The sequence below is a fragment of the Rhizobium terrae genome (genome assembly GCF_003425685.1).
In the GTDB taxonomy this organism is placed as follows: Bacteria; Pseudomonadota; Alphaproteobacteria; order Rhizobiales; family Rhizobiaceae; genus Neorhizobium; species Neorhizobium terrae.
In genome coordinates this window covers 1-24,407 of sequence record NZ_QJKM01000008.1, presented here as the reverse complement: position 1 = coordinate 24,407, position 24,407 = coordinate 1, and the positions used below count along the sequence as shown (strand labels likewise).

Annotated in this window: 17 protein-coding genes and 5 pseudogenes; 17 read left to right on the top strand and 5 right to left on the bottom strand. The window is 60.6% G+C overall.

Features of this window, described 5'->3' with window-relative positions:
- Window positions 1-53 precede the first annotated feature (53 nt).
- The 15 genes and pseudogenes from DMO26_RS15865 to DMO26_RS15795 form a co-directional block, all read left to right on the top strand.
- Window positions 54-493 (top strand): annotated as a pseudogene (locus tag DMO26_RS15865) (FAD-binding oxidoreductase); the annotation flags it as partial.
- Window positions 494-800: 307 nt separating this feature from the next.
- Window positions 801-2,453 (top strand): ABC transporter substrate-binding protein, encoded by a 1,653-nt coding sequence (locus tag DMO26_RS15860; protein ID WP_117193138.1) that lies wholly within the window; start codon window positions 801-803, stop codon window positions 2,451-2,453.
- Window positions 2,454-2,486: 33 nt separating this feature from the next.
- Window positions 2,487-3,497 (top strand): ABC transporter permease, encoded by a 1,011-nt coding sequence (locus DMO26_RS15855; RefSeq protein ID WP_117193405.1) that lies wholly within the window; start codon window positions 2,487-2,489, stop codon window positions 3,495-3,497.
- The gene (locus DMO26_RS15850; RefSeq protein ID WP_117193137.1) at window positions 3,494-4,342 is read left to right on the top strand and encodes an ABC transporter permease; all 849 of its coding nucleotides are present in this window, start codon (window positions 3,494-3,496) and stop codon (window positions 4,340-4,342) included. Before DMO26_RS15855 ends, DMO26_RS15850 begins: the two co-directional genes overlap by 4 nt.
- Window positions 4,321-6,024 (top strand): ABC transporter ATP-binding protein, encoded by a 1,704-nt coding sequence (locus DMO26_RS15845; RefSeq protein WP_117193136.1) that lies wholly within the window; start codon window positions 4,321-4,323, stop codon window positions 6,022-6,024. Before DMO26_RS15850 ends, DMO26_RS15845 begins: the two co-directional genes overlap by 22 nt.
- Entirely contained in the window at window positions 6,021-7,112 is a 1,092-nt protein-coding gene (locus DMO26_RS15840) for an LLM class flavin-dependent oxidoreductase (protein ID WP_117193135.1), read from the top strand. Before DMO26_RS15845 ends, DMO26_RS15840 begins: the two co-directional genes overlap by 4 nt.
- A gap of 141 nt (window positions 7,113-7,253) precedes the next feature.
- Window positions 7,254-8,357, top strand: coding sequence for an LLM class flavin-dependent oxidoreductase (locus DMO26_RS15835; RefSeq protein WP_117193134.1), 1,104 nt, complete (start codon window positions 7,254-7,256; stop codon window positions 8,355-8,357).
- Window positions 8,357-9,553: an acyl-CoA dehydrogenase family protein gene (locus tag DMO26_RS15830; RefSeq protein WP_117193133.1), complete on the top strand. Its 1,197-nt coding sequence runs from the start codon at window positions 8,357-8,359 to the stop codon at window positions 9,551-9,553. Before DMO26_RS15835 ends, DMO26_RS15830 begins: the two co-directional genes overlap by 1 nt.
- A 2-nt stretch (window positions 9,554-9,555) precedes the next feature.
- On the top strand, window positions 9,556-10,551 hold the full coding sequence (locus DMO26_RS15825; protein WP_117193132.1) for a ketopantoate reductase family protein: 996 nt from the start codon (window positions 9,556-9,558) through the stop codon (window positions 10,549-10,551).
- A 38-nt stretch (window positions 10,552-10,589) separates the two neighbouring features.
- Window positions 10,590-11,150 (top strand): annotated as a pseudogene (gene msuE, locus DMO26_RS15820) (FMN reductase).
- Between the two features lie 359 nt (window positions 11,151-11,509).
- Entirely contained in the window at window positions 11,510-12,469 is a 960-nt protein-coding gene (locus DMO26_RS15815) for an ABC transporter substrate-binding protein (RefSeq protein ID WP_226951309.1), read from the top strand.
- Window positions 12,470-12,540: 71 nt separating this feature from the next.
- Window positions 12,541-13,374 (top strand): ABC transporter ATP-binding protein, encoded by an 834-nt coding sequence (locus DMO26_RS15810; RefSeq protein ID WP_117193130.1) that lies wholly within the window; start codon window positions 12,541-12,543, stop codon window positions 13,372-13,374.
- The gene (locus DMO26_RS15805) at window positions 13,367-14,266 is read left to right on the top strand and encodes an ABC transporter permease (RefSeq protein WP_205421225.1); all 900 of its coding nucleotides are present in this window, start codon (window positions 13,367-13,369) and stop codon (window positions 14,264-14,266) included. The genes DMO26_RS15810 and DMO26_RS15805 overlap by 8 nt, the downstream gene beginning before the upstream one ends.
- Window positions 14,267-14,284: 18 nt before the next feature.
- The gene (locus DMO26_RS15800; RefSeq protein ID WP_226951308.1) at window positions 14,285-15,286 is read left to right on the top strand and encodes a C-terminal binding protein; all 1,002 of its coding nucleotides are present in this window, start codon (window positions 14,285-14,287) and stop codon (window positions 15,284-15,286) included.
- Between the two features lie 45 nt (window positions 15,287-15,331).
- Window positions 15,332-15,859, top strand: a pseudogene (locus DMO26_RS15795) (LLM class flavin-dependent oxidoreductase); the annotation flags it as partial.
- Between the two features lie 458 nt (window positions 15,860-16,317).
- Here DMO26_RS15795 and DMO26_RS15790 read toward each other — a convergent pair.
- From DMO26_RS15790 to DMO26_RS15770, 5 genes and pseudogenes are all read right to left on the bottom strand, one after another.
- Window positions 16,318-16,781, bottom strand: a pseudogene (locus DMO26_RS15790) (exodeoxyribonuclease III); the annotation flags it as partial.
- Between the two features lie 91 nt (window positions 16,782-16,872).
- Window positions 16,873-17,073, bottom strand: a pseudogene (locus DMO26_RS34390) (recombinase family protein); the annotation flags it as partial.
- A gap of 116 nt (window positions 17,074-17,189) precedes the next feature.
- A complete protein-coding gene (locus tag DMO26_RS15780; RefSeq protein ID WP_117193128.1) occupies window positions 17,190-17,885 on the bottom strand; it encodes a sulfite exporter TauE/SafE family protein in 696 nt (231 codons plus the stop codon).
- 68 nt (window positions 17,886-17,953) lie between these two features.
- Complete coding sequence (locus DMO26_RS15775; RefSeq protein WP_117193127.1) at window positions 17,954-19,903, bottom strand: primary-amine oxidase; 1,950 nt, start codon at window positions 19,901-19,903, stop codon at window positions 17,954-17,956.
- 72 nt (window positions 19,904-19,975) lie between these two features.
- Window positions 19,976-21,415 (bottom strand): APC family permease, encoded by a 1,440-nt coding sequence (locus tag DMO26_RS15770; RefSeq protein WP_117193126.1) that lies wholly within the window; start codon window positions 21,413-21,415, stop codon window positions 19,976-19,978.
- Between the two features lie 301 nt (window positions 21,416-21,716).
- On the opposite strand from DMO26_RS15770, the gene DMO26_RS15765 reads away from it, so the two are divergent.
- Together DMO26_RS15765 and DMO26_RS15760 are read left to right on the top strand one after the other, a co-directional pair.
- Window positions 21,717-22,733: an AraC family transcriptional regulator gene (locus tag DMO26_RS15765; RefSeq protein WP_226951307.1), complete on the top strand. Its 1,017-nt coding sequence runs from the start codon at window positions 21,717-21,719 to the stop codon at window positions 22,731-22,733.
- A gap of 189 nt (window positions 22,734-22,922) precedes the next feature.
- Window positions 22,923-23,966 carry an IS110 family RNA-guided transposase gene (locus DMO26_RS15760; RefSeq protein WP_117193125.1) on the top strand — a complete coding sequence of 348 codons (1,044 nt, stop codon included), beginning with the start codon at window positions 22,923-22,925 and terminating at the stop codon, window positions 23,964-23,966.
- Window positions 23,967-24,407 lie beyond the last annotated feature (441 nt).

Sequence of the window (24,407 nt, the reverse complement as noted above, 5' to 3'; positions counted from 1 at the left end):
GCGTCATATGCGCGAGTTCTCGCCGCCACCACTGCAGACTGAGGAACTGAGAAATGGGCGCCCTATCCGCCGAGCTATCCGATCAGTTGTTGTCGATGTTCGGCAATCGCTTCTCGATTTCGCAGGCGCTGCGCGAACAGCATGGCCGCGGTGAATCCCACCACGCACGGCAATCCCGGATGCCGTGGTGTTTGCAAGGAACACCGACGATGTTGCAGAAACCGTCCGGCTCTGTGCCGCAGCGGGTGTGCCGGTCATCGCCTTCGGAGCGGGAACCTCGCTGGAGGGCCACCTGAATGCAGTGCGCGGCGGCATGGCAGCGACCCGTGCGTCGGGCACCAACGCCGTTCGCTACGGCACCATGCGCGAGAACGTGCTGTCGCTGACTGTCGTGCTGCCGAGCGGCCAAATCATTCGCACCGGCGGAAGGGCGCGTAAATCGGCAGCCGGCTATGATCTCACCCGCCTGTTCGTCGGCTCGGAAGGCATCCTCACCCGCGATGCCGGCGCATCGCAGCTTGCCCAGGCATCCACTGGACAGCTGACGAAGGTCGATGTGGAACGCTTCACCGGTGAACTGCGGCCTGTACGCATTCTCGACGGAATGACGTTTATCGCCGGATAGAAAGGCATCAGCCAATCTCGCTTGCCCGAGCCGGAAATCCTCATCCTCGTGCTTCAGTTTGCGCTGACAAAATAATCTACAAATTTCATGGAAAAAGAACAACCAGTCTTTCTCGAAACCGATCCGCTCACATAGGCTCCTGTTCGTCATCAGCCCTGCAAAACAGGACCACTTCATGAACGACCGCACTTTTCGCCTTCTTCTTTCCCGGCGTCGTCTGCTGACCGCCACCTCTGCGCTGGCATTTGCCGCTCTGGTCGCAACAGCTGGTGTAACCCCGGCATTGGCTGAGGATGGCGCGCATGATGGCGGGGACGTCGTCTTCCTGATCGACTCGCTGGGCGACACCTGGATTCCCAACAACAGCGCGATCTCGAGCTTTCAAGGCCATATCTGGGGCCATGTCACCGACAAGCTTCTTTATGTCGATGCCGACGGCAAGGTCAGCCCGTGGATCGCCGAGCGCTGGGAGCAGAACGAAAATGCGACGGAGTTCACCCTGCATCTCAAGAGCGGCGTGACCTTCTCCGACGGGAGCCCGCTCGATGCAGCAGCCGTCGTTGCCAATCTCGACATCTGGTATGCCGGACGCAAGAGCGAGGGCATCAACCCGATCGGCCTGTTCCCCAAGACCTATGATCATGCCGAAGCTGTCGATGCGACAACCGTGAAGGTCTTTTTCAAGAAGCCGACGCTGGGTTTCATTCCGACGCTCGGCTATCATGGCTCGATCCTCATTTCCCCGAAGACTATCGCCTCGCCGGCGAGCAGCCAGGCCGATCTCGGCAAGACCTCCGGCAGCGGCCCCTATGTCGTCGAGTCCTGGAAGGAAGGCGACTACGTCAAGCTCACCAAGCGCAAGGATTACAACTGGGGTCCTGCGGCAGTCGGCCAGACCGGTCCCGCCCATCTCGATACGATTACCTACAAGCTCGTCTCGGAACCGTCGCTGCGCGTCGCAGCCGTCCAATCCGGCCAGGCCGACGTTGCCTATAACGCATCGCCGCAGGAACTCGAGTCCCTCAAGTCGGAAGGCCTCACGGTAGCGACGCCCCGCTATCTCGGCTTCGTCAACGGCTGGGCGATCAATACCAAGCTTGCGCCCTATGACGACGTAAAGGTTCGCCAGGCGCTTCAGGCCGGCATCAATCGCCAGGAGATCATTGACACGGTCTATACCCCCGACTGGAAGCTTGCGACGTCGTTCATCCAGAGCAACGTTCCGGGTGCGAGCGACCAAAGTGCACTCCTCGCCTTCAATCCTGAAAAGGCAGAAAAGCTTCTCGACGAAGCAGGCTGGAAGAAGGGAACTGGCGGCGTCCGCGTCAAGGACGGCAAACCACTGTCGCTGACGCTGAATTCAAACCCTTACCTCGCGACATCGAAATCGATCGACGAACTGATTGCGCAGCAGCTCGGCAAGATCGGCTGGAAGGTCGATATCCGTGCCTATGACGTCGTCACCTTCGGCCAAAAGGTCAAGTATGGCGGCGCGGGCGTACCGGCATATGAGGTGACGCGCTCCTTCATCGACGCCGGCACCGTCGCCAGCATCCTGACGAATGCCAACAATGGCGAGAACTGGTTTGCGCTCGACGAGAGCGACAAGACCCTCAACGACCTGCGCGACAAGATTGCCGGCGCCGGCTCTATCGAAGCCCGCAAACCGCTACTCGACGAACTGCAGAAATACGTCCTCGACCAGGGTTATTTCATTCCGCGAACCCAGATCGTCCAGCGCATCTACGTGCAGTCGCCCAAGCTCAAGGGAGAGGTCTACAACGGCGTCGCCTATGCCAGCTACTACACCGCCACGAAAAGCGAATAGCCCGGCCGTTCAACAGACACAGAGGTGATGGGCATGAGCAAAGCCTATTTCGACTACGCCGCAAAGCGGCTCCTGCAGGCGATCGTTGTGATCCTGCTGTCTTATGTCTTCACCTTTGTCGTCGTCAGCATCCTGCCCGGCGATCCGATTACCAACGTCCTAAACAACCCTCAGAACGGCTTCACGCCGAATGAGATCAAGGAGATCATCGCTGCGCAGGGTCTGGACAAACCGATCCCCGTGCAGCTCTGGAGCGCCTTTTCCGGCTTCGTGACCGGCGATCTCGGTCTGTCGATGCGGACCAACCGGCCGGTTGCGACGCTGATCGCGGAGGTGCTGCCGTCGACACTCGTGCTTGCCTCGGCGGGCCTCGCAGTTGCCCTGTTCCTGGCAGCGATCATCGCCTATGGCACGCAATTTCTGCCCCGGCGATTTGGCCAGGGACTGCTCCGCGGCTTCCCGTCTCTATTTCTGTCGGTTCCGAACTTCGTGATCGGCCTGGTGCTGATCCATCTCTTCGGTTTCCAGCTCGGCGTCTTTCGCGTTATCGAGCCGGACAGTTTCTGGGCGACGCTTTTCGCAGCGATTGCCCTTGGCATTCCGATCTCGGCACAGATCGCCGAAGTCCTGATTGCCAATCTCGATCACGAATCCGGCCAGGACTATGCCGCCGTCGCACGCGGACGCGGGCTTGGCCAGATGCGGCTCTTCGTTACGCACCTGCTCAAGCCTTCATCACTCCCGGTCATCACGGTCGTCGCTTTGACGATCGGCGAATTACTCGGAGGCTCGCTGATCACCGAAACGGTGTTTGGCCGAAACGGGCTCGGCAGCCTAGTGCAGCGGTCCGTCAGCACGCAGGACCTTCCGGTACTACAGGCAGTCGTTTCGCTCGCTGCGGTGGTCTTTGTGGTCGTCAACCTGATCGCCGACCTCACCTACCCGCTCCTCGATCCGCGTGTCAAACTTCTCGGCGGGCAGGAGCGCCGTCCGACGACGGCCGATGACAGCTCTCTTCCCATCTCCAAGGCGGTGACCCGATGACACTTGCCTCTGTCTCCTCCACCCCGCGCGCGACGGGGATCGGCCGTCTGACCGGCCTGCGCGTGCCGCCAGTCGTCATTCTTTCGTTCCTGGTCGTTGCGCTGGCAATCGGCTGGTCTTTGGCGCCTGGCCTTTTTACCCACTACGATCCCGTGAATGGCACTCCCGCTCAAAAGCTGCTCGGTCCAAGTGCAGCGCACTGGTTCGGCACCGACCATCTCGGCCGTGACCTCTATGCGCGCGTCGTCTACGGCACGGCCTCATCAGTGGCGAGCGCACTGATCGCGGTCGTCATCGGCGTCGTCGCAGGCGGAATTGTCGGATTGCTGGCCGGCTTCTTCGGCGGCTGGGTAGACACAGTCTTTGCCCGTCTCGTCGACGTGTTGCTGGCCATCCCCAAATTCCTGTTGGCGGTCATCGTCGTCACCGCAATCGGTTTCGACACAACGAATGCGGCAATCGCGACGGGCGTCTCAGCCGTCGCCCTTTTTGCCCGGGTGATGCGCTCCGAAGTCATCAAGACCCGGCAGGCAACATTCGTCGAATCGTCCTTCCTCCTCGGGGGCTCGCGCTGGCATATTCTATGGCGCCATGTGCTTCCGAACGCATCGCGATCGGTGCTGCCGCTTGCCGTCTTGCAATTCGGCGATTCCATCCTTGTCATCGCCAGCCTTGCCTTCCTTGGCTACGGCGACCCGCCGCCGGCCTCCGACTGGGGCCTGCTGATCTCGATCGGCAAGGATTACCTCAAATGGCCCTGGCTGGTTTACGCCCCGGCCCTCGTCACGATCGCAACCGTCCTCTCTGTAAACAGGATCAGCCGATGGCTCCGCGAGACAGACTGACTTCGCTTTCAAATCGCGCGTCGACCCCGCTGTTGCGGGCCGAAGGATTGTCGGTCGCCTATGGCACCCACAGGGTCGTGAGCAATGTCGGCTTCGAGCTTGGACGCGGCAAAGGTCTCGCGCTGATCGGCGAATCCGGATCGGGCAAGTCGACCATCGCGCGCGCCGTCCTGCGGCTGCTTCCCGCAACGGGACACGCTTCCGGCCGCGTCGAATTCGAGGGCCAGGAGCTTCTGGGGCTTCCGGAGCGCCGCTTTCGGCCGTTCAGGGGACGCAGGATCGGTTTCGTGCCGCAGGACCCCGGCAACTCCCTGAATCCGGTCCGCGCGATCGGCGCGCAGGCAATGGAAGCGGCCGCACTGCTGGACGAGCCGGACACGGCGCTTCGCAAGGCGCTCGTTCTGGAGACATTCGCGCAGGTCGGGCTCGACAATCCGCAGCGTGTCTATGACTCCTATCCGCATCAGCTATCCGGCGGCATGCTCCAGCGCGTGCTGATCGGTCTCGCCGTTCTGCCGCGGCCTTCGCTGCTGGTTGCAGACGAGCCGACCTCCGCGCTCGATGTGACGATCCAGAAACGTATTCTCGACCTCTTGTCGAAGTTGCAGGAGGAATTGCAGATCAGCCTCCTCCTGATCACCCATGATCTGGCGATCGCGGCCGAGCGGGCGGATTCCATCGTGGTTCTCAAGGACGGCACCGTCCAGGAAGCCGGCAGTACCGCCACGGTATTTTCCGCCCCTTCCTCGTCCTACGCCAGAAAGCTTCATGGCGACGTGCCGGCCCTCAATCCAGACCGGTACCGGCCATTGCGAGAGCCCGGTTTCCGCCACCTTGGCGCCAGGCGCGAGAAGACACCAAAGATCGAGGTTGCCGGCGTAACGAAGACCTTCACCGTCGACGGCAAGGTTCTGACCGCCGTCAACGACGTCTCGTTCGACGTTCAGGCGGGAACGACGCATGCCCTGGTCGGGGAATCCGGATCCGGAAAGACAACGGCGATCCGGATTCTGCTCGGGCTTGAGCAACCCGACACCGGGAAGATCGCGGTCGGCGGCGAACAGGTCAACGGCCGCTCACCCGAACAGTTGCGCTCTGTCTGGCGCCACCTGCAGCTCGTCTACCAGAACCCCTTCACCTCGCTTGACCCGACCTGGAACGTCGAGAAAACCGTGCGCGAGCCGCTGGACCGCTTCAAGATCGGGACACACCAGGAGCGGGCACTTGCGGTGCGCAAGGCTTTTGCAGACGTCGGGCTGGGGGAGCATCTCTTGACCCGCAAGCCCGCCGCCTTGTCTGGCGGCCAGCGCCAGCGCGTTGCCATTGCCCGCTCGCTCGTCCTGAAACCCGATGTGATCGTGCTTGACGAGCCCACCTCGGCGCTCGACGTCAGCGTTCAGGCTGATATCGTCGAAGTGCTGCTGTCGCTGCAGGCCAAGCTTGGTCTTACCTATGTCTTCGTATCGCATGATCTGGCGCTCGTGCGCCAGCTTGCCCACACGGTCTCGGTCATGCAGCGCGGACGCATCGTCGAGCACGGCACCGTCGGAGAGATCTTCGACACCCCCCGCCAGCCCTATACGCGCTCGCTGCTGGAATCGATCCCGTCGGGTGCGGCGCGTTTCGCACGCGCACAGCCCCTGCAGCACCGGCAGATCTTCAGCGAGGAAAAGATCGCATGACCGTCATCGCCCCCGCCGCGGCACCGTCCACGTCATTCCATCCGAAGAAGCGGCTTGGCTTCAACACGCGCGTCTCGTTCAACGACGAGACCGGCCCCGCTCACGGCTTGCGGGAGGGCATCGAACTTTTCAAGGCGGCAGAACGCCTGGGCTACCAGTCGGGTTGGACCTATCAACGCCATTTCGACCATTATCTGTCCTCGCCGCTTCCCTTCTTTGCCGCGGCCGGCCAGCATACCAGCCATATCGTGTTCGGCTCGGCCGTCATTCCGATGCGCTATCAGGATCCCATCCTGCTGGCGGAAGCCGCAGGCACGACAGATCTCCTGATCGGTGGCCGGCTGGAACTGGCGATCTCCACCGGCTCCAACGCCGCCTTTGATGCCGTCTTCGGCACTGTCGAAACCGATGCCCGGACGGAAGCCAAGCGCCGTCAGGCCCGTTTTCTTTCCGCGATCGCAGGCGACGTTCTGCATACGGTCGCAGAACGCGGCCAGGGTGCCGCGCAGGGCAGCCAACTGAGGGTGACGCCATATAGTCCGACCCTTCGCTCGCGCATCAGACAGGGTTCCGCCAGCCTTGGATCGGCGATACAAGCCGCCGAACTCGGTATCGGGCTGATCGCTGGAACCGTGCAGCATGACCACGCCGAGGGTGAGAGCTTCGGAGCTTATCAGGCCCGCTGCATCGAGGCTTTTCGAGCCACCTGGCGCAGCGAACGGACAAGCGAGCCGCCGCCTGTTGCGGTCGCAGCGTCGATCCTGGTCGGCACCACGCCGGACCTTCGCGAAAAATACGCCGCCTATGATCTCGAGCGTCGCACCCAAGGCATCGCCGCATCGCGGCCGAAGGGCGCGCTTGAGCCGAGCTCGCGGACCAATCAGCCGCCAGGAAGCCAGATCTCAACGGTCTTCCAGGGCACGCCGGACCAGGTCATCGAAGCGGTGCTCAGTGATCCCGGCCTTGCCGCGGCCGACGAAGTCGTCCTCTTTCTGCCGCCTGCGTTCGACCTTGCCGAGAACATCCGGCTGCTCACCGATCTTACTGAAACCGTCGCTCCAAGCCTCGGTTGGTCGCCCGACTGGTAAGGCCGCCGCTCGGCCAGATCTTCCGCGGGAGCAATTAGGTAATATTTTCTATAGATTCAGTAGAAATGGAAAGACCTGTCTTCCTTACTCCTGAGCTGCCGCCTAACTTTCCTCCAGCATTCGACAATCAGAGGAGCTCCCATGTCCGTGGAATTCATCAGCGTTAGCTTTCCCAACGCCTCGACCGATCTCGATCCCCTCCCGGACGCTCCGGTCGATCCCCGCTATCTCGAGCGTTATGCGCGCGCGCTCGATGACTACGGCTTCAACTATACGCTGATCCCCTATTCGTCCTCTTCCTTCGACCCGTTCACCGTCGGCGCCACCGTCCTTGCGCACACGAAGAACATCAAGATCATCGTCGCGCTCAGGCCCAATACCGTCTATCCGACGGTCGCGGCCAAATCGCTTGCCACACTCGACCAGTTGAGCGGCGGGCGGGTGGTCGTTCACTTCATCGCCGGCGGCAGCGATGACGAGCAGGCGCGCGAGGGCGACTTCCTCAACAAAGAGCAGCGCTACGAGCGGCAGGAGGAATATATCCGTATCCTGCGTCTTGCATGGAGCTCGACCGAACCCTTCGATTTCGACGGCGAATATTACAAGTTCAAGCAGTTCCGCAGCGCCGTCCGTCCGACGAATGGAACCATCCCCATCTCGGTCGGCGGGTCATCGGACGCAGCCTACCGGATCGGTGGCTCGCGCGGCGATATCTTCGGACTATGGGGCGAACCGCTGGCGGAAACCAAGCAGCAGATCGAGCGGATCTGCTCCGAGGCAGCAAAGGCCGGCAGGACCGGCCGACCCCGGATATGGGTGACGTTCCGTCCGATCGTTGCGGAAACCGACGAACTGGCCTGGGAAAAGGCTCACCGGGTGCTCGACCGCCTCAAGGACAACCGGGAAAAGGGCCTTCATCGTGCGCCGCCGACCGCCCCTCGTCCCGCCAATGTCGGATCGCAGCGGCTTCTCGACATTGCCGCACGCGGCGACGTTCATGATCGCGCCCTGTGGTATCCGACGGTCACGGCGACCAATGCCTCCGGGGCAACCACCGCGCTCGTCGGATCGCCGCGCACGATTGCCGATTCCATACTCGACTATATCGATCTCGGCTGCGACCTGATCTCGATCCGCGGCTATGACAACTTCAACGATGCCGTCGACTACGGCCGCTATATCCTGCCGCTGGTGCGCGAGGGCATACGCGAACGGGAAGAGGAAAAGAAGAAGGCGGCGGCCTGATGATCGCCCATGACTCGACTTTCGATCCAAGCCTGCTGAGAGCGACAACGCGTGCTCTTGCGGACGCTGCCCCCGAGGCCGATCGAACGGGGAACTTTCCATGGGCAGGCATCCGTGCGGTTCATGAAAGCGGCCTGCTCGAAAGCACCGTCGCGGCGAGATATGGAGGGGCTGACGCATCCCTATACGAGGCCGCGACGATCCTTGCGGCGCTCGGTCGGGGTGATCCATCGGTCGCGCTCATCAGCGCCATGACGATCTTTAACCACCTTGGCCAGGCGACAAAAAGCCATTGGCCCGAGGACCTCTATAGGAGCTTGCTTGCCCAGGCCAAGCATCATCCGCTGTTGCTGAATGCCGCGCGTGTCGAGCCCGAGCTCGGCTCGCCCGCACGCGGCGGCCTGCCGGCGACACTCGCCCGCCGCACGGCCTCCGGCTGGTCGATCACCGGTCGCAAGCGGTTCGTCACCGGCGCCCACGGCCTGACGCATTTTCTGGTCTGGGCGCACACCGACGAGGCGCCGGCCCGCGTCGGAACATTTGTCGTGCCGAACAAGCTCCCGGGCATCCGCGTCATCGAGAACTGGAACAGCCTTGGCATGCGCGCCTCCGGCTCTCACGACGTCGACTATACCGATGTCGAGATCCCGCTCGAGAACGTGATCGATCTGGTCGATCCGTCCGTTGCACAGCAGGATAATCGGGCGCACGCAGCAATCACGCTGGCGCTGACCGCGCTTTATCTCGGGGTGGCCGAAGCCGCTCAGGAAGCGTTCATCCGCTTTGCCCACGAGCGGGTGCCGACCAACCTTGGTCATCCGATCGCACGCACGGAACGCTTCGTGACGCTCTCCGGCGAGATCGATCTACTGGTCTCCGGCGCCCGGCAGATCATTTTCGATGCCCTGAAGGACAAGCATGCCGATGCCGAGAAGCACATAAGGGCCCGGTTGATCGCAGGCCGGCAGCTGCGCGATGCGGTTCAGGTCGCTGTTCGCGGGATCGGCAATCCCGGTCTCGGAAACGAGTTGGGCCTGGAGCGCCACTTCCGCGACATTCAATCGGTGCTCGTCCATGCCCCGCAGGAGGACACATCCATCTCCATTCTCGGGCGCACCGCCTTCGAACGCTGGAAGAGCGAAAAGGACACGCCTTCGGCTCCTCCGCTCAATCTCACCGTATTGAAGACGGCCTGATCATGACACGCTACATCATCATCGGCGCCGGCGCGGTCGGTGCGAGCCTCGCGGCCGAGTTCGAAACGCACGGTATCTCCTATGTTCTGGTCGGCCGCGGCGCGCAGATCGCCCATATCGCCAGCCACGGTCTCTCATACTGCCGGCCGGATGGGCAAAAAGTCGTCCGGCTCAACACCGCCGACACGATCACACTGCCGGTGCTCCAGCGAGACGATATTCTCGTTCTCACTGTGAAGGCCCAGGACGTCGAGGCGGCCACGGAATTCTGGGCCTGGCGAGATGTCGAGGGGTCGGGATTCGCGTCAGAACTGCCCCTCGTGACATTGCAGAATGGTCTCGCTGCGGAAGATATCGCCCTGCGGCGCTTCGATCGCGTCTATGGTGCAAGCATTCGCATTCCTGCGCGCTACATCGTCACTGGCGAGGTCGTCGTCGGGGGTGAGCCGAATATCGGGATCGTCGCCCTTGGACGTTACCCGCAAGGGCTGGACGATACCGCTTTGTCAATCGTCGCAGATCTTTCAAAGGCTGGCTACCTTGCCGAAGCGCGTCCGGACATCCGCCGCTGGAAGGCTGCCAAGCTGGAGCACAATGTCACCAACGCGGTCGAACTGTTCGCAGGTCTTCCCGAGCTCCGTTCAGAAGCCTCAGCGGGCTTGGCGCAAGAGGCCCGCGACGTTCTCATTGCCGCCGGATATGATCCGGCCTCCCCCTCGGAATGGAAGATCGACATCTCGTCCTGGCGCGTCGCGCCGGAAAGCGGCATACAACCCGGCCAACAATCGACCTGGCAAAGTTTTACCCGCGGCACCACAAGCGAAGTTGATTATCTCAATGGCGAAATCGTCAGGCTCGGCCGCATCCATGGGGTAGCGGCTCCTCTCAATGCAGCCTTCCAGCAGGCGGCGGCAAGGCTTGCGCTCGAAGGCCGTCAACCGGGCACGAGGGATATAGCCGAGATCTACCCGAGTGTTGCCGGCAGGGCCGCACTTTAGCATACCCGTTGTCTTTCAGCCCGACCGAAAGGAAGAACATGGGAACCCCCAGGATCGTCGCAATATTGTGAAGCTTCAGCCGGCCGTCGAAAACCACAGCGCTCGTGCAGCATGTTGCCGGACGAGCAAGTGATCGCTACGGCTTTGACAGCGTCACTTACGACATGGTCGATATCGGACCATCGCTCGGCACTGCGCTTTGGCGCAAACAGCTCGACGACAGGGCTCAACATGTTCTCAAAGAGATTGTCGATGCCGACATTCTGGTCATCGGCGCACCGACCTATAAAGGTTCCTATCCGGGTCTTTTCAAACATCTGGTCGATCTCATCGATCCGCAAGAACTCAGGTCGAAGCCGATTCTCATCACCGCCACGGGCGGTGGTGATCGCCACGCGCTGATGGTGGAGCATCAGCTTCGTCCCCTGTTCGGGTTTTTCATGGCCCACACCCTGCCCACCGCGGTCTATGCATCGGATCGCGACTTCGCAGACTACGCCGTTTCATCAGAGCAACTCGTCAAACGCATAGACGAAGCGGTCTGTGAGGTCGGCGCCTTCTTTCCCACGACAACGGCCAATCGTGCGGCGGCCGAGTGAAACGTTGCTAAATAAAGGCCACTTACAAACTGACTTTCGGCAATCTGCGAGCGGCAGAGGCGGCGAGGTGTGCTGATGAATTTGCGAAAATAATGGCTTTCGAAGGATTCTGATCTCAACACGCTCGTGAAAACGAAATGCTAGCATGTTGATCGATTTGGTCGAGATTAATACCCTCCAGCAATCTCACACACCTCTGTCAGGGGATACGTGAGGAGACATGCGAATGCATGACTTTCGAGATCTCAACGCCTGTTCCAGGAGCACGCATGCCGCCGCGTCATTTTCCAAGAAGCCGCCGCCATCTCAATTGGCGTAACTCATTGTTCGCCGTTGGGGCGTCCCTCGGTCTCATCGCAATGCTGGCGCCCGGGCAGGCTGCGGCCGAAGGGAAGATCCGCATCGCCCAGCAGTTCGGCATCTCCTACCTGACGCTCGACGTCATTCGCGATCAGAAGCTCATCGAAAAGCGTGGCAAGGAAGCCGGCCTCGACATTGACGTCGAATGGGCGACGGTGTCCGGTGCGACGGCGATGAACGAAGCGCTTCTATCCGACAATCTCGATATCGCCGCGGCCGGCGTGCCGCCGGCGCTCACAACTTGGGACCGGACCAAGGGGCGTCAGGACGTCAAGATGGTAGCAGCACTTGGCTCGCAGCCCAACTACCTGTTGACGACCAATCCAAACATCCATTCCCTGAAGGATTTTGGATCCAACGACCGGATCGCGGTGCCTGCGGCTGGCGTAGGTTTTCAGTCCCGAACGCTGCAGATCGAGGCCGCCAAGGTCTTCGGCAAGGACAATTTTCAGAAACTCGACGATATCACCGTCAGCCTGCCGCATCCCGATGCAACCGCGGCACTGATTTCGGGCGGGACGGAAGTGAACTCGCACTTCTCCTCAGCACCTTTTTATTATCAGGCGCTGCAGGGCAACAAGGCAGTTCACAAGGTCATCAGTTCCTATGATATCCTTGGCGGTCCGGCGACCTTCAACGTTCTTTATGCCACCACCGCTTTCCATGACAAGAATCCCAAAACCTATGCTGCCTTCTACGCGGCGCTGCGCGATGCCGCAGATTGGATCAAAACTCACAAGGCGGACGCCGCAGAGACCTTCATCCGCGAGCAAAAATCGAAGCTCTCGCCCAAACTCGTGCTCGATATCATCAACGACCCGGAAAACGACTTTTCGATCGTGCCCAAAAACACCTTCATATACGCCTCGGAACTATACAAGATCGGCGTCTTGAAGAACGAGGCCAGCTCTTGGAAGGACTACTTCTTTCCGGAAGCACATGGCGACAACGGCAGCTGACCACTCATCGGGCAAACCTGATCCTGCAATAGCGCGGCCTTGAAGGCCGCGCAGAGCATTTGCGAGATAGAATGGACGGCACATCAACTGCATCCGTAGGCAATACAAGTCACTCGGCGCAAACGCCGCTTCTTGCGGTCGAAGGCGTTACATTGGAATATGTGGCGCCGGGGCGGATCGTGCGCGCGACGCAGAATGTCAGCTTCGACATCTGGGAAGCAGACCGCTTCATCCTGCTCGGCGCCTCCGGCTGTGGCAAATCCACCTTGTTGAAGGCAGTCGGCGGCTTCATTGCGCCCAGCGAAGGGCAAGTCCTGTTGGATGGTCGCCCGGTCACCGGGCCAGGACCGGACCGCGTGGTAGTCTTTCAGGAATTCGACCAGCTACCGCTGTGGAAGACCGTCCGCGAGAACGTGGCGTTTCCTGTTCGGGTCTCAGGCCGCCTCGGCCGCAAGGAAGCTCTCGAACGGGCTGACCATTATCTGGAAAAGGTCGGCTTAAGTCGTTTTGCCGAAGCCTATCCGAATGCACTGTCGGGGGGGATGAAGCAACGGGTTGCGATCGCGCGGGCGCTCGCAATGGAGCCACGTGTCCTGCTGATGGACGAGCCCTTCGCCGCGCTTGACGCGCTGACCCGGCGCAAGATGCAGGAAGAACTGCTGGCGCTGTGGGAGGATGTGCGCTTCACTCTGCTATTCGTCACCCACTCCATCGAAGAGGCGTTGGCCGTCGGCAACCGTATCGCGCTGCTGTCTCCGCATCCGGGCCGCATGCGCGCTGAGATCAACAGCCATGAATGGGACCTGCAGAGCGGTGGAAGCTCTGAGTTTCAATCCGCCGCGACGCGCATTCATCGTCTTCTGTTCGACGAAACGCCCGGTGCAACGGAGAGCGATCATGAGTGACACTGCTACCGCTGGCCCTGGCGCAATACGGCCGACGCCTCCGATCCGACCTGAATACGAGCGAATACCCGAACCAATCGCTGGCAGTTCCATCGAGCGGCGCGTGTCGCTGCCGCAGCGCCTCTGGCAATATGCCTGGCTGCGAAAGGCCCTTATCCTGATCTTTCTCGCTGTTATGTGGGAGATTGTCGCAAGACTTCAGGGAAACGACCTTCTCCTGCCCTCATTCACGGCAACGCTGCAAGCCTTCTTCGAAGACATCGGCAACGGGATCATACCTGGCCGCGCAGCGAACTCCGTCGATATCCTGGTCAAAGGCTATGTCGCGGGGGTCGTTCTGGCCTTCGTCCTGACATCTCTTGCCGTATCCAGCCAACTCGGGCGCGATTTCCTGTCGACATTGACCTCCATGCTCAATCCCCTCCCCCCAATCGCGCTTCTGCCGCTTGGACTCCTGTGGTTCGGGCTTGGCCAGGGAAGCCTCATCTTCGTGCTGATCCATTCGGTGCTCTGGCCGCTTGCCCTGAACATGTATACCGGCTTCACCAGCGTACCGGAGACCCTGCGAATGACCGGCCGCAATTATGGCCTGCGCGGGTTGCGCTATGTCTTCCTCATTCTAGTGCCGGCAGCCCTGCCGTCGATCATTGCGGGACTTAAGATCGGCTGGGCCTTCGCGTGGCGGACGTTGATTGCCGCCGAACTCGTCTTCGGGGCATCCTCGGGCCGCGGTGGGGTCGGCTGGTACATCTTCCAAAACCGCAACGAGCTTTATACCGACCGGGTCTTCGCGGGCCTGATGACGGTCATCCTGCTCGGCCTCCTCGTCGAGAATGTCCTGTTCCGGCAGTTGGAGCGGCGAACGATCCTGAAATGGGGCATGACGCGATAGCATGACCGGCAGACGATGATGACACAGAAAAAGTATGTGGTCGGCATCACCGATCATATGATCGGTACCCCAGATCTTGAGGCTGATGTACTCGGAGGGGATGTCGAGATCGATTTTTTCGCGACCACCGACGAGACGCTGTTTGACGCCGATCGTTTAGCAAGACTCGACGCGCTGATGGTTTGGGGCGCGCGACTGACCTCGCGCAGCATTTCCTATCTTAAGCGCTGCCGCGGCGTCGTGCGCTATGGCGTCGGCTACGAGAAGATCGACCTTGCGGCATTGGCAAGCGCGGGCATCCCCTTTGCCAACAACCCGGATTATGGCACCGAAGAGGTTGCCGATCACGCGATCGCAATGATCCTCTCGCTTCATCGACGTCTCTGGGAACACGATGCCCGCGCTCGCGGCTACGCGTCCGGTTGGCAGGTCCATAGCCTCAAACCGCTTTTCCGTTCGAACCGCGCAACCGTCGGAATCATCGGCGTCGGCCGGATCGGTACGGCGGTCGTCAACCGACTGAAGCCGTTCGGCTTCCGCATCCTTGGCTACGATCCAGGTCAGCCGCCCGGCCATGAGAAGGCTGTCGGTTATGAGCGCGTGGAACGGCTCGCAGATGTTCTCGCTCAGTCGGACATCGTCACGCTTCATTGTCCTGCGACCGCGGAGACCCGCGGCATGCTGGACGCTGATGGTCTCGCACAGCTGAAACCGGGGGCGATCCTGGTCAATACCGCTCGCGGAGAATTGCTCGGGGATCTTGATCCCCTCGAAAAAGCATTGCGCAGCGGCCACCTTGCTGCAGCGGCGATAGACACGCTGGCCCAGGAACCGCCCGGCCAACATCCCCTCTTGTCTGCATGGCGAAACCGCGAGGATTGGCTTGCCGGACGGCTTGTCATCACGCCTCACAACGCCTTCTACTCCGACCATGCGGCTGTCGAAATGCGCACCAATGCAGCGCGGACGGTCAGAATCCTGCTCGATGAGGGCCGGTTGCGAAACCGTGTTACGGCCTAACCACACGACCTTTCACGATCCAGTCCAAACAATCCAGGCTACCCCATGACCAATAGCTCCGAATTCCTGTGGTACATTCCAAACGACGTCAAGGCAGGCCACAGAGGCGATGCCGCCATCGAAAACCATAACAGCCTTGAAGCATTGACTGCCCAGGCCAGAGCACTCGAGGACCATGGCTGGAAGGGGGCGCTCATCGGGACGGGCTGGGGTCGCCCTGACACCTTTACGATCGCAGCAGCGCTTACCGCACGCACCACCACGTTCGAGCCCCTCATCGCTGTGCGGCCCCGCTACTGGCGCCCGGCGAACTTCGCTTCCGCTGCAGCGACGCTCGATCCGCTTACCGGGGGGCGTGTTCGGGTGAACGTCGTCTCCGGACAGGACGACCTTGCCGCCTATGGCGACGACGAAGGCGATCAGACGCAGCGCTATGCACGTACGAAAGAGTTCATGCGGCTGATCCGCCGGCTGTGGACGGAAGAGGATGTCACATTCAATGGCAAGCATTTTCATGTAACCGGTTCCACCGTTGCACCGCGGCTCGATGTGCGTGGCGATCGCCGCTACCCAGTAGACCGCCCATTCGTGATAGCTATGTGATTGGCACAACACGTTCTTCTGTTCGCCGGCCGGAGAGGTTCCCGACGATCCATTATGTGATCTTCTTCGCCCAGAACGTGAACACAACGGCAACAAGCTGGACGCTGGCCGGGAAAGCTCTCGCCGTGCCAGAACCGTTGACCCCGCTATTTCAGTGTCAGTGGCGAAGAGGTATTTATGCAACCGAACGGGTTGGGCTACGACCTAGATAGAGACGATCGCTGTTAAGCAAGCAGCGATCCGACGTGCCGATGCGCCCTAACCATGCTATTGCGGAGCATGGTTCGGAAAACTTAGCCAGCTGATGCGACGTCAAGTTCAGCGGGAGGTCAATAGAGATCTATGATAGCCCAGGAAGGTCCTGTGCCTGAAACCATGGGAACGCATATCGTGCGGCACGAGATTTGAGTGGACTTCGACGCGGAACAGTCGTTCATCCACCGTTCCAGCTTGTAGACGTCCATCTCGGTGGGCATCACGTTGAAATCGCCAGCGAGAATGACCGGCACCTCCAGCTCCAGCAGCTCGGCGGCGTAGTCTTGAAGCCGCTTGAACCAGTGCAGTTTATAGTCGAACTTGGGTCCCGGATAAGGATTGCCATTCGGGAGGTATAGCCCACCTATGACGATCCCGTTGACGATGGCTTCGATGTAGCGGCCGTGCTCGTCTTCCGGTTCGCGTGGAAGCCCTCGCCTCGTAAGATGTGGCTCCTGCCCCTCTGCAAGAATCGCAACCCCGTTCCAGGATTTCTGGCCCTGCCACACCGCGCAGTAGCCGGCGGCCCCGATCGCCTTGATCGGAAACTTCTCTTGGGGGGCTTTTAGTTCCTGCAGGCGACGTCCGGCGCGGCCTCCTCCAGCCATGGGAGGAGGATTTCAAGCCTACCGTTCACGCCGTTGACGTGCCCGGGAGGCTCTCTCTCGGCTTGCGAACGTCCGTCCTGTCGAGGAGAGCGTCACTGCGGAGTGACGGGAAGCAGTCGTCTCCGTCAGCGAACGGAATCCGATGCCTTGCTTTTCCAGACCTTGGACGGTTTTCAGCGAGCTGCTTCATCGACCAGCCTAATCGATCGAGCTTCCACACAACGAGTGTATCGCCCTCGCGGATGTAGTGAGTGCCGCCGCGAGCTGTGGGCGGTCACGGTTCGCGCCCGAGGCGGCTTCCTCGAAGATGTGGGCGCATTCGGCTATACACAGCTACGCGAACTGGGCAGCGGCGGTTTTGAGGATGAGCCCGGTTAACTGCTAAACGACAGGCGACACCTGCTTCCAGATCGGCCAGCAATCGCACATCAAATACCTCAGCCGAGACAAAGGCCCGCAAGCGAGACGGCCGGGAATGTCGCGCTCAGAACACCAATGACCGAGAGCATCAGTCCTGCCGTGCGCCGCAAGGCCGGACCTCGCCACCGCGACGATTGTGCCCCGGTCAGTACCGCCGCGCCAGCGGCGACAGCCGCAACGGCGGGAATAGTTGCAAGCCCGAAGCCGGTCATGAACAGCGCGCCGCCGGCCATCGAGCCGGTCAGCATCGCCGTCATCAGCGCATTGTAAACCATGGCGCAGGGCGCCAGCCCCCAGCAGATGCCGGCAGCGAGCGGCGCCGATGCGCTGAGCGGCCGCGAGATGGCCGCCGGCGCCCGGCCGATTACAGCCATGACCCTGCCGTCCAGCCGTCGAATCGCCGGCAGAATGCCGACGATCGAAAGTCCCGACCAGATAAGGGCTGCGGCCGCGATCAGCCGCAACACCTCCTGCCCGCCCGAAAATTGCAGCAGCCGGCCGAATGTCTCCATCATCGAGCCGACGGCTGCACCCGCGACCGCATATGTCAATATGCGGCCGAACTGGATCATCAGGAACGAGGTCGAGCGGCGGCTTTCTGCCGCGGTCGCCAGCATCAGCGACGAGGCGATGCCGCCGCAGAGACAGGCGCAATGCGCGCTGCCGGCAAAGCCTAGCATCAGGCCGCTCAACAGGATGACGTCAGCATTCATCTCAGGCCTGCCTGGGCAGACGTTGTCGGCAACTGCTCCTTGGACCGGACGACAAACAGCCCGCCCCACTAAGCATTGCAACTCGCGGCATTCACTTCCGGCGCCAGGTTTATCGCTGGATTGCCGTCGAAAAAGCCGTTCGGCATCAGCTTGAAGCCAGTGGTCACGCAGGGTTGGACGGGAAAATCCTCGATCCGCACCGGATGATGCAGGCCGAAGACGTGCCAGAGCACGATGTCGGTATTCTCGATCGGCCGATCCTTCTTGATGAAATCTGATACCCCGCCGCTGCCATCCGAATGGTTCATGAACTCGCCGGCCGGAAATCGCTCCTCGGGATCGAGCGCTGTCACCCAGAGATGGTTCTGCACGAAGCCAGCGCGCTTGCCCGAAGGGGAATCCGGATGCACGAAGGGCGCTATGCAATGCGTTGCATCCAGCCGATAGCCTACCGGCGAGCCGGCGTAGTTGGTCTTGTTAGGGTTGATGACCTTCCAATAGCGATGCGACGCCGGATTGGCGCGCCGCGCAGCCTCGCTTTCGCGCGAGAAGACCGTCTCCTGCTCGTAAAAGGCGTTGCCATAAGGGTTTGCCGGGCCGAGCGGCTCGGCATAGGTGTTGCACTCGACCACGCTATTGGCATCGCCGTCGACCGTCATTTCCAACCGCGCGCAGAGGATATGCTGGTGAATATGGCCGATCACCCCGGGCACGACCTCGCGACCATATTTGCCCGGCTGGCCGGGGATGCAGGCGGCGGTGTTGATGATGCCGGTCGCCTTCACTTCGAACTCGATCATACCATCGAGAAAGAGATACCAGTAGAGCGCATATTCGTAGTTGCCGACGGTGCAGATCGTCGAGATCACCAGCTTGGACCCCCGTCGGATCTCGGCCCGTTCGCTACGGAAATCGATATGTTTCCAGAGCAGACCGGAATCCTCCTCATGCACGCAGATCGCCTTTTCGATCGTCCACGGCTCGCCGTCCATGGTATTCAGCGTGACGTCGAGATACTTGATAACGCCGAGGCAATCGCAGCCGAGCGACAGCGAATTCGCGAGCTTGCCGATGCCGTATTCGCCAATATCGAACACATTCTTGCGGAAATGGCCATTGTCGGGGCTGCCGTAGGGAACGGTCATCTCAACGATCGACGCACGGTGCACGATCGGCCGACCGTCGAAGGAGAGGTCGTGCAGAGTCAGCGCTTCGCGGGCGTTGAAACCGACCACTAGCGACCAGTTGCGCCAGGTCAGCCTGTGGCCATCGAACTTGAAGTTGACGCCTTCCGGCTGCACGACATCGATCGGCTTTGCCTTTGGCTGGAACTCAGTCAGGAACTGATGTTCGTAGTTGGCCTCCTTCATCGGCACCGGCACGACGCCATAATCGTCGACGCGGATCACCTCATTGGTGGTCAGGTCCACGACTGCATTCAGTCCTTCGATCGGATGGGCGTAGAAGTTTTCGTTCTCGCGAAGCCTGAGCCAGACGAAGACGTGGCAGAGATGCCGGCCCTCCTCGCCAGGCACGCTGAAATTGCCCGCCGACCATGGATCGACGCAGACCTTTTCCATCTCGGTGATCCCACGCTTGGCGCAGGCGGCGATGAACTCGGGATTGGCGCGCACGATGCTCTCGATGCCGAGGAACTGCTCGAGCTGAATCATTGGCCGCTTGCCGGGCAGGGTCTCGGACGAGATGATCTTCTCGTCGTCGAGCGATACGATCATCTTAGTGACACTGACGGCGGCAGCGCTGAAGACGTTGACGCGCGCGCGCCGCAAGACCGGCCCGCCAGCAAGCCGGGCGCGGAGCTCCGCCTTGCTAGGCTCCAGAAGCTGGATAGTTTCGAAGCGAGTGTCGACGCCATAGGGCGGGTCGCGTCGAACGATCGCGGCGGCCCTGCGGATTTCGTCCGCCGTCAGCGGTTCGAGCGGATGAATGGCGGCCGCGTCGACAGGCGCTCCATTGGCTCGCGAGGTTGCACAGCAATGATCGACATGATCCAGCATCGGTAACTCCATGTGTTTTGTTGAAGATCTATGCGGTCGCCGGACAGCTTCCGGCGACCGATCGGCGATGGCCTATTCGAAAGCCCGGCCGAGATTGGCGTAGACCAGCGGACGGTTGGTGCGTATCCACACGGCGAAGACCGCGCCCAGCACGCCGATCAGAGCGACGATGACCGGGAACATCTCGACGACCAGCGATTCCGATCCGCTCACCAGCGATATGTTTGAGATCATCAGCACGAGGCAGGTGGCGAGCCCGATGCCGCTGATGGCGGGCGCGATCAGTCGGTGCCAGAGGCCGACGCCGCGGCTGTCGGCGCGGAAGAAGCCGATGACCGCCAGCGAAACCATGATCTGCAGCACGAGGATGCCAATCGAGGCGAAGGCGCCCATCCAGGCGAATACGACGGCGTAAGGGTCCTGCCCGGCAAGCGCGAAGAAGGCGATGAGCACGAAGACGATCAACGTCTGGATCACACCAGCGACGTAGGGGGACTGGTGGTCGTCGTGGGTCTTGGCAAAACCGGTCCAAGCCAGCCCCTCACGGCCGATGGCGAAGAAGTAGCGGTTGATCGTGTTGTGGAACGACAGCGCGCAGGCAAATAGGCTGGTGATCAAAAGCGCGTTGAGCACGATGCCGGCCACAGGCCCGAGCAGCGTCTGCACGGCAGTCAGGTAGAGCGTGGCCGTGTTGGCGGTGGCCTCCGCGGCGATCCTGGAGGGACCGTAGTAAAGCGCGATGCACCAGGTGACGAATGCATAGAACACCGCGATGATGATCACTGCCAGATAGGTGGCGCGGGGAATGGTCTTCTTCGGATCACGTGCTTCCTCGCCGAAAATCGCTGTCGCCTCGAAACCGATGAAGGAGGCAACTACGAACACCAGGGCGACGCCGATCCCAGGCCCCATGATCGCCGAGGGTCCGAATGACGCGAGCACGATGCCTTCCGGTCCGCCGCCGGTCATGAGCACCTTGGCACTCAGGAGCAGCAGGATAGCGATCTCGGCGACCATGCAATAACCCAGCACCTTACCGCTGAACTCGATGTTGCGCATGCCGCAGAAGAACACGGCAACGCCCAGAAGCGCGGCATAGACCCACCAGGCAATGTCGGGGCCGCCCGCTGATTTGACGATGTCGTTGACGAAGAAGCCGAACAGGCCGTATACCGCGATGTCGATCGCATTATAGGTTGCGAGCGCCACGAAGGCGCCGGCAACGCCGGCCGGCTTGCCGAGACCTGTGGCGATATAGGGATAAAAACCGCCGGCACTGCCCATGAAGCGGTTCATCGCCGTGAAGCCGGCACTGAATAACAGGTAGAGTGCGCCTACCAACAGATACATGGCCGGCACGCCCGCGCCGTTGCCGAAGGCGAAGGCCGCCGGCGAGGCGCCGACGACCGCCGTCAGCGGTGCCGCCGCGGCGACCACGAAGAATATGATATGCGAGATGCCGACCGCGTTGCGTCTCAACTGATTGCTGCTGTTCAGGTCCATCGTAGACATGCAATGCCTCCTTCGAAGTGATCGCTGTGGCCGAAGGCGTTTTGCACCTCCGTCGGAAGCCAAGCCCGCCGTTTTGCGGACAAACGGATGCATCCGGCAATCGCTTCAAGCTGCTGCCCGACCGGTGTTCGCAACATTGAACTTTCTTCTCGCTGGCTTGATGGTGCGCAAAAGTCGCTGGCGTGTAATTGACATTTTGCGCCAAAAATTTCCGCGGTTCGCGGGAAATGCAGGCGACGGCGATCTGGCATGCATCTTGCGTTGATCCTTTGTCCGGCGTGAAACCGGAGGGGAAAACGCCATGGAATCTTCTGGGGTCATAGCTGCATCGGTGATCGATGGCGTCCTTTCGACGATCCACACTCGTGGAATGGATCGTCAGACGATCGCCGCCCGCGTCGGCATCGGCGACGAAGCTCTATTGAAAGCCCAGCATTTCCTGCCGCTGACGACCTTCACCTCCATCCTGGAAATTGCAGCGGAAGAGAAAAGCGATCCGCTGCTGGCGCTTAGTCTCGGAAAAGTCTTCAAATTCGACGGCCTCGGTATGGTCGCCCGTGTGTTCCATACTGCGCCGACGCTCGGCGAAGGCATCGAGAAGTTCGTCCGCTATTTCCCGGCACTGCAGAGCAACACGAACTCGGCGCTCAACATTGAGAACGGTTTGGCGCGCTTCTCCTATTCAATCAAAGACGCCACGATCCGCGATCGTGTGCAGGACGCGGTCTTCACGGAGATGGTGTTTTGCTCCATGCTGGAGGCGACCATCGGCGCGGGCTGGCGGCCCTCCTGCATAGACTTTGAGCATCTCCCCGGTGAACATCTGGCAATATATCAAGCACATTTCGCCTGCCCGTTGCGTTTCGGACGGCGCGAGAACGCAATTTTCTTTCCTGCACAACAACTCGACCGGCCACTCGACCAGTATGATTTTCACCTGCAGGCGCGGCTGGAGATCGAACTGGGCGAGTTGATCGACGGCGACGACGCCCGCCTCGACCTGATCACCAGCATCAAAGCCTGGATCACCGCCGCCCTCTGCCGTTCGGCAAGCCTCGACATCGAAGATGCCGCCCGTGATTTCGGCATGAGCCTTAGAAGCTTCCAGCGGAAGTTATCGGAGTGCGGCGTCAATTATGCTGACATTCGCAACTCGGTGCGGATCCAAATCGCACGCAGCATGCTGGCCTCGACCACCTTGCAGATTCCGGTCATCAGCCAATATCTTGGATATAGCGAGCCGAGTGCCTTTTGCCGCAGCTTCAAACACCTGACCGGCGATACACCTGTCGGCTACCGTCAGCGCCGCGTCATTTAACAAATCATGAGAGACCGGTAACTTCTCTGGGCCGCATAGCTGCGGCTTGCGTTGTCGACTGCTGCTCTTGAACATGGGGTAATCGCCGTTGGTTCCCCCACGCCTTTGCCTCAGCAATATCTGACATGGGTGGTTGCCCCCGGTAAGATGGAAATACGGGCTCACGATTGGAACCGGGCCCAACATCAAATGGGAGGCAACCATGGACCAATATATGGGCTTGATGTTTCGTTGAAAGATACAGCGGTCTCGATCCGAGAGGATAGGAAGCGGATCTGGCGAGGGAAATGTCCTTCTGACCCAATAATTCTGGCGCAGATGATCCGCAAACACGCTCCGCACGCAAAGCTCGTTGTCTTCGAGACAGGCCCATTGTCGACGTGGTTCTATCATACGCTGACGGCCGAAGGGATTCCTGCGATTTGCATAGAAGCTCGGCATGCGCAAAAGGTTCTGAACGAGACGCTCAACAAGACGGACGCCAATGATGCTGATGGCCTGGCGCGGTTGGCCGAAACCGGCTTTTACAAAGTCGTGCGAGTAAAATCTTTCGACAACATGTTGACGCGCACACTGGTGGCGGCGCGTAGCCAGCTCGTAAGCATCTCCAAGCAGCTCAGCAACCAAATACGCGGCATGATGAAGACGTTCGGCCTCATCGTGCCTAAGGGGGAAGGCCGGGTATTTGGTGCCAATGTGAGAGGGCTGCTGGATGGAAATAAAGGCCTGGAACTTGTTATATCGCCCCTGCTCGAGGCGTGGCGCGACATACGTAAGCACGTGGCCAATCTTGATCATCAGTTGCTTGCAGCCTCCAGACAGAGCCAGTCTACGAAGCTGCTGATGACGATCCCGGGTGTTGGTGCCGTCACGGCCGTCTCTTACATTGCCGCGATCGAAGATCCTGAAAACTTCGCCACCTCGCGCTCTGTTGGCGCTTGGCTCGGGCTGACGACGCGACGTTATCAGTCAGGCGAGATCGACTATGATGGCCACATCTCGCGACGCGGTGACGGCCGGCTACGGGGATTACTCTACGAGGCGGCAACCGTTCTGTTAACAAGAACCACTGCCAGAACCGAATGCAGACTCAAAACCTGGGGACTGAAGCTGCGTGAGCGGCTGGGCTTCAAGCGTGCCGCGGTTGCTGTCGCGCGAAAGCTTGCTGTTATCATGCATAGCATGCTCAAAACCGGGGAAGTGTTCAATCCATTGGCTGGCGATCCCGCATAAGCGAGAGCCGGCCTACCTACCTCAGTGCCTCAACCCGATTGAGAACTGGGCGTCCCTGCTGTGGACGTTGGTTGGGTCATTCCGTCGATTCCGTCGCAGCTCGCTCGAGACTGCGTCTTGAACATAGGAAAACCCACCCTGCGAAAACCCATCGTGCGGCGACCACGTGTCGACCGCGGAGACAACACTGCTCCCAGCACCGGACGAAATAGCGATGCAGAACCCACAGAAGTAAGAAAGATGCCGCAATGCACGACTTGCAACACGGTAACCACGCAGCGCGTGCAAAATCCGCTTGACCCAGAGCATGCGACTAGATGGGATATTCGGCTTTGCGTCTCAGCGTTGACCATTTTGGATTGCGGTGCTGCGCTTCTGGCTGATGGTAAAACGAGGTCATGTCTTTCAACGGCCTCAAACATCAAAGGGAGAAGCGCAGCA

Coding starts and splice junctions, on each gene's coding strand:
- DMO26_RS15810 (WP_117193130.1), top strand. CDS start 12,541: ATGGACGGCACATCAACTGCATCCGTAGGCAATACAAGTCACTCGGCG.
- DMO26_RS15840 (WP_117193135.1), top strand. CDS start 6,021: ATGACCGTCATCGCCCCCGCCGCGGCACCGTCCACGTCATTCCATCCG.
- DMO26_RS15825 (WP_117193132.1), top strand. CDS start 9,556: ATGACACGCTACATCATCATCGGCGCCGGCGCGGTCGGTGCGAGCCTC.
- DMO26_RS15815 (WP_226951309.1), top strand. CDS start 11,510: ATGCTGGCGCCCGGGCAGGCTGCGGCCGAAGGGAAGATCCGCATCGCC.
- DMO26_RS15830 (WP_117193133.1), top strand. CDS start 8,357: ATGATCGCCCATGACTCGACTTTCGATCCAAGCCTGCTGAGAGCGACA.
- DMO26_RS15850 (WP_117193137.1), top strand. CDS start 3,494: ATGACACTTGCCTCTGTCTCCTCCACCCCGCGCGCGACGGGGATCGGC.
- DMO26_RS15800 (WP_226951308.1), top strand. CDS start 14,285: ATGACACAGAAAAAGTATGTGGTCGGCATCACCGATCATATGATCGGT.
- DMO26_RS15760 (WP_117193125.1), top strand. CDS start 22,923: ATGGGAGGCAACCATGGACCAATATATGGGCTTGATGTTTCGTTGAAA.
- DMO26_RS15845 (WP_117193136.1), top strand. CDS start 4,321: ATGGCTCCGCGAGACAGACTGACTTCGCTTTCAAATCGCGCGTCGACC.
- DMO26_RS15775 (WP_117193127.1), bottom strand. CDS start 19,903: ATGCTGGATCATGTCGATCATTGCTGTGCAACCTCGCGAGCCAATGGA.
- DMO26_RS15860 (WP_117193138.1), top strand. CDS start 801: ATGAACGACCGCACTTTTCGCCTTCTTCTTTCCCGGCGTCGTCTGCTG.
- DMO26_RS15855 (WP_117193405.1), top strand. CDS start 2,487: ATGAGCAAAGCCTATTTCGACTACGCCGCAAAGCGGCTCCTGCAGGCG.
- DMO26_RS15805 (WP_205421225.1), top strand. CDS start 13,367: ATGAGTGACACTGCTACCGCTGGCCCTGGCGCAATACGGCCGACGCCT.
- DMO26_RS15835 (WP_117193134.1), top strand. CDS start 7,254: ATGTCCGTGGAATTCATCAGCGTTAGCTTTCCCAACGCCTCGACCGAT.
- DMO26_RS15765 (WP_226951307.1), top strand. CDS start 21,717: ATGGAATCTTCTGGGGTCATAGCTGCATCGGTGATCGATGGCGTCCTT.
- DMO26_RS15770 (WP_117193126.1), bottom strand. CDS start 21,415: ATGTCTACGATGGACCTGAACAGCAGCAATCAGTTGAGACGCAACGCG.
- DMO26_RS15780 (WP_117193128.1), bottom strand. CDS start 17,885: ATGAATGCTGACGTCATCCTGTTGAGCGGCCTGATGCTAGGCTTTGCC.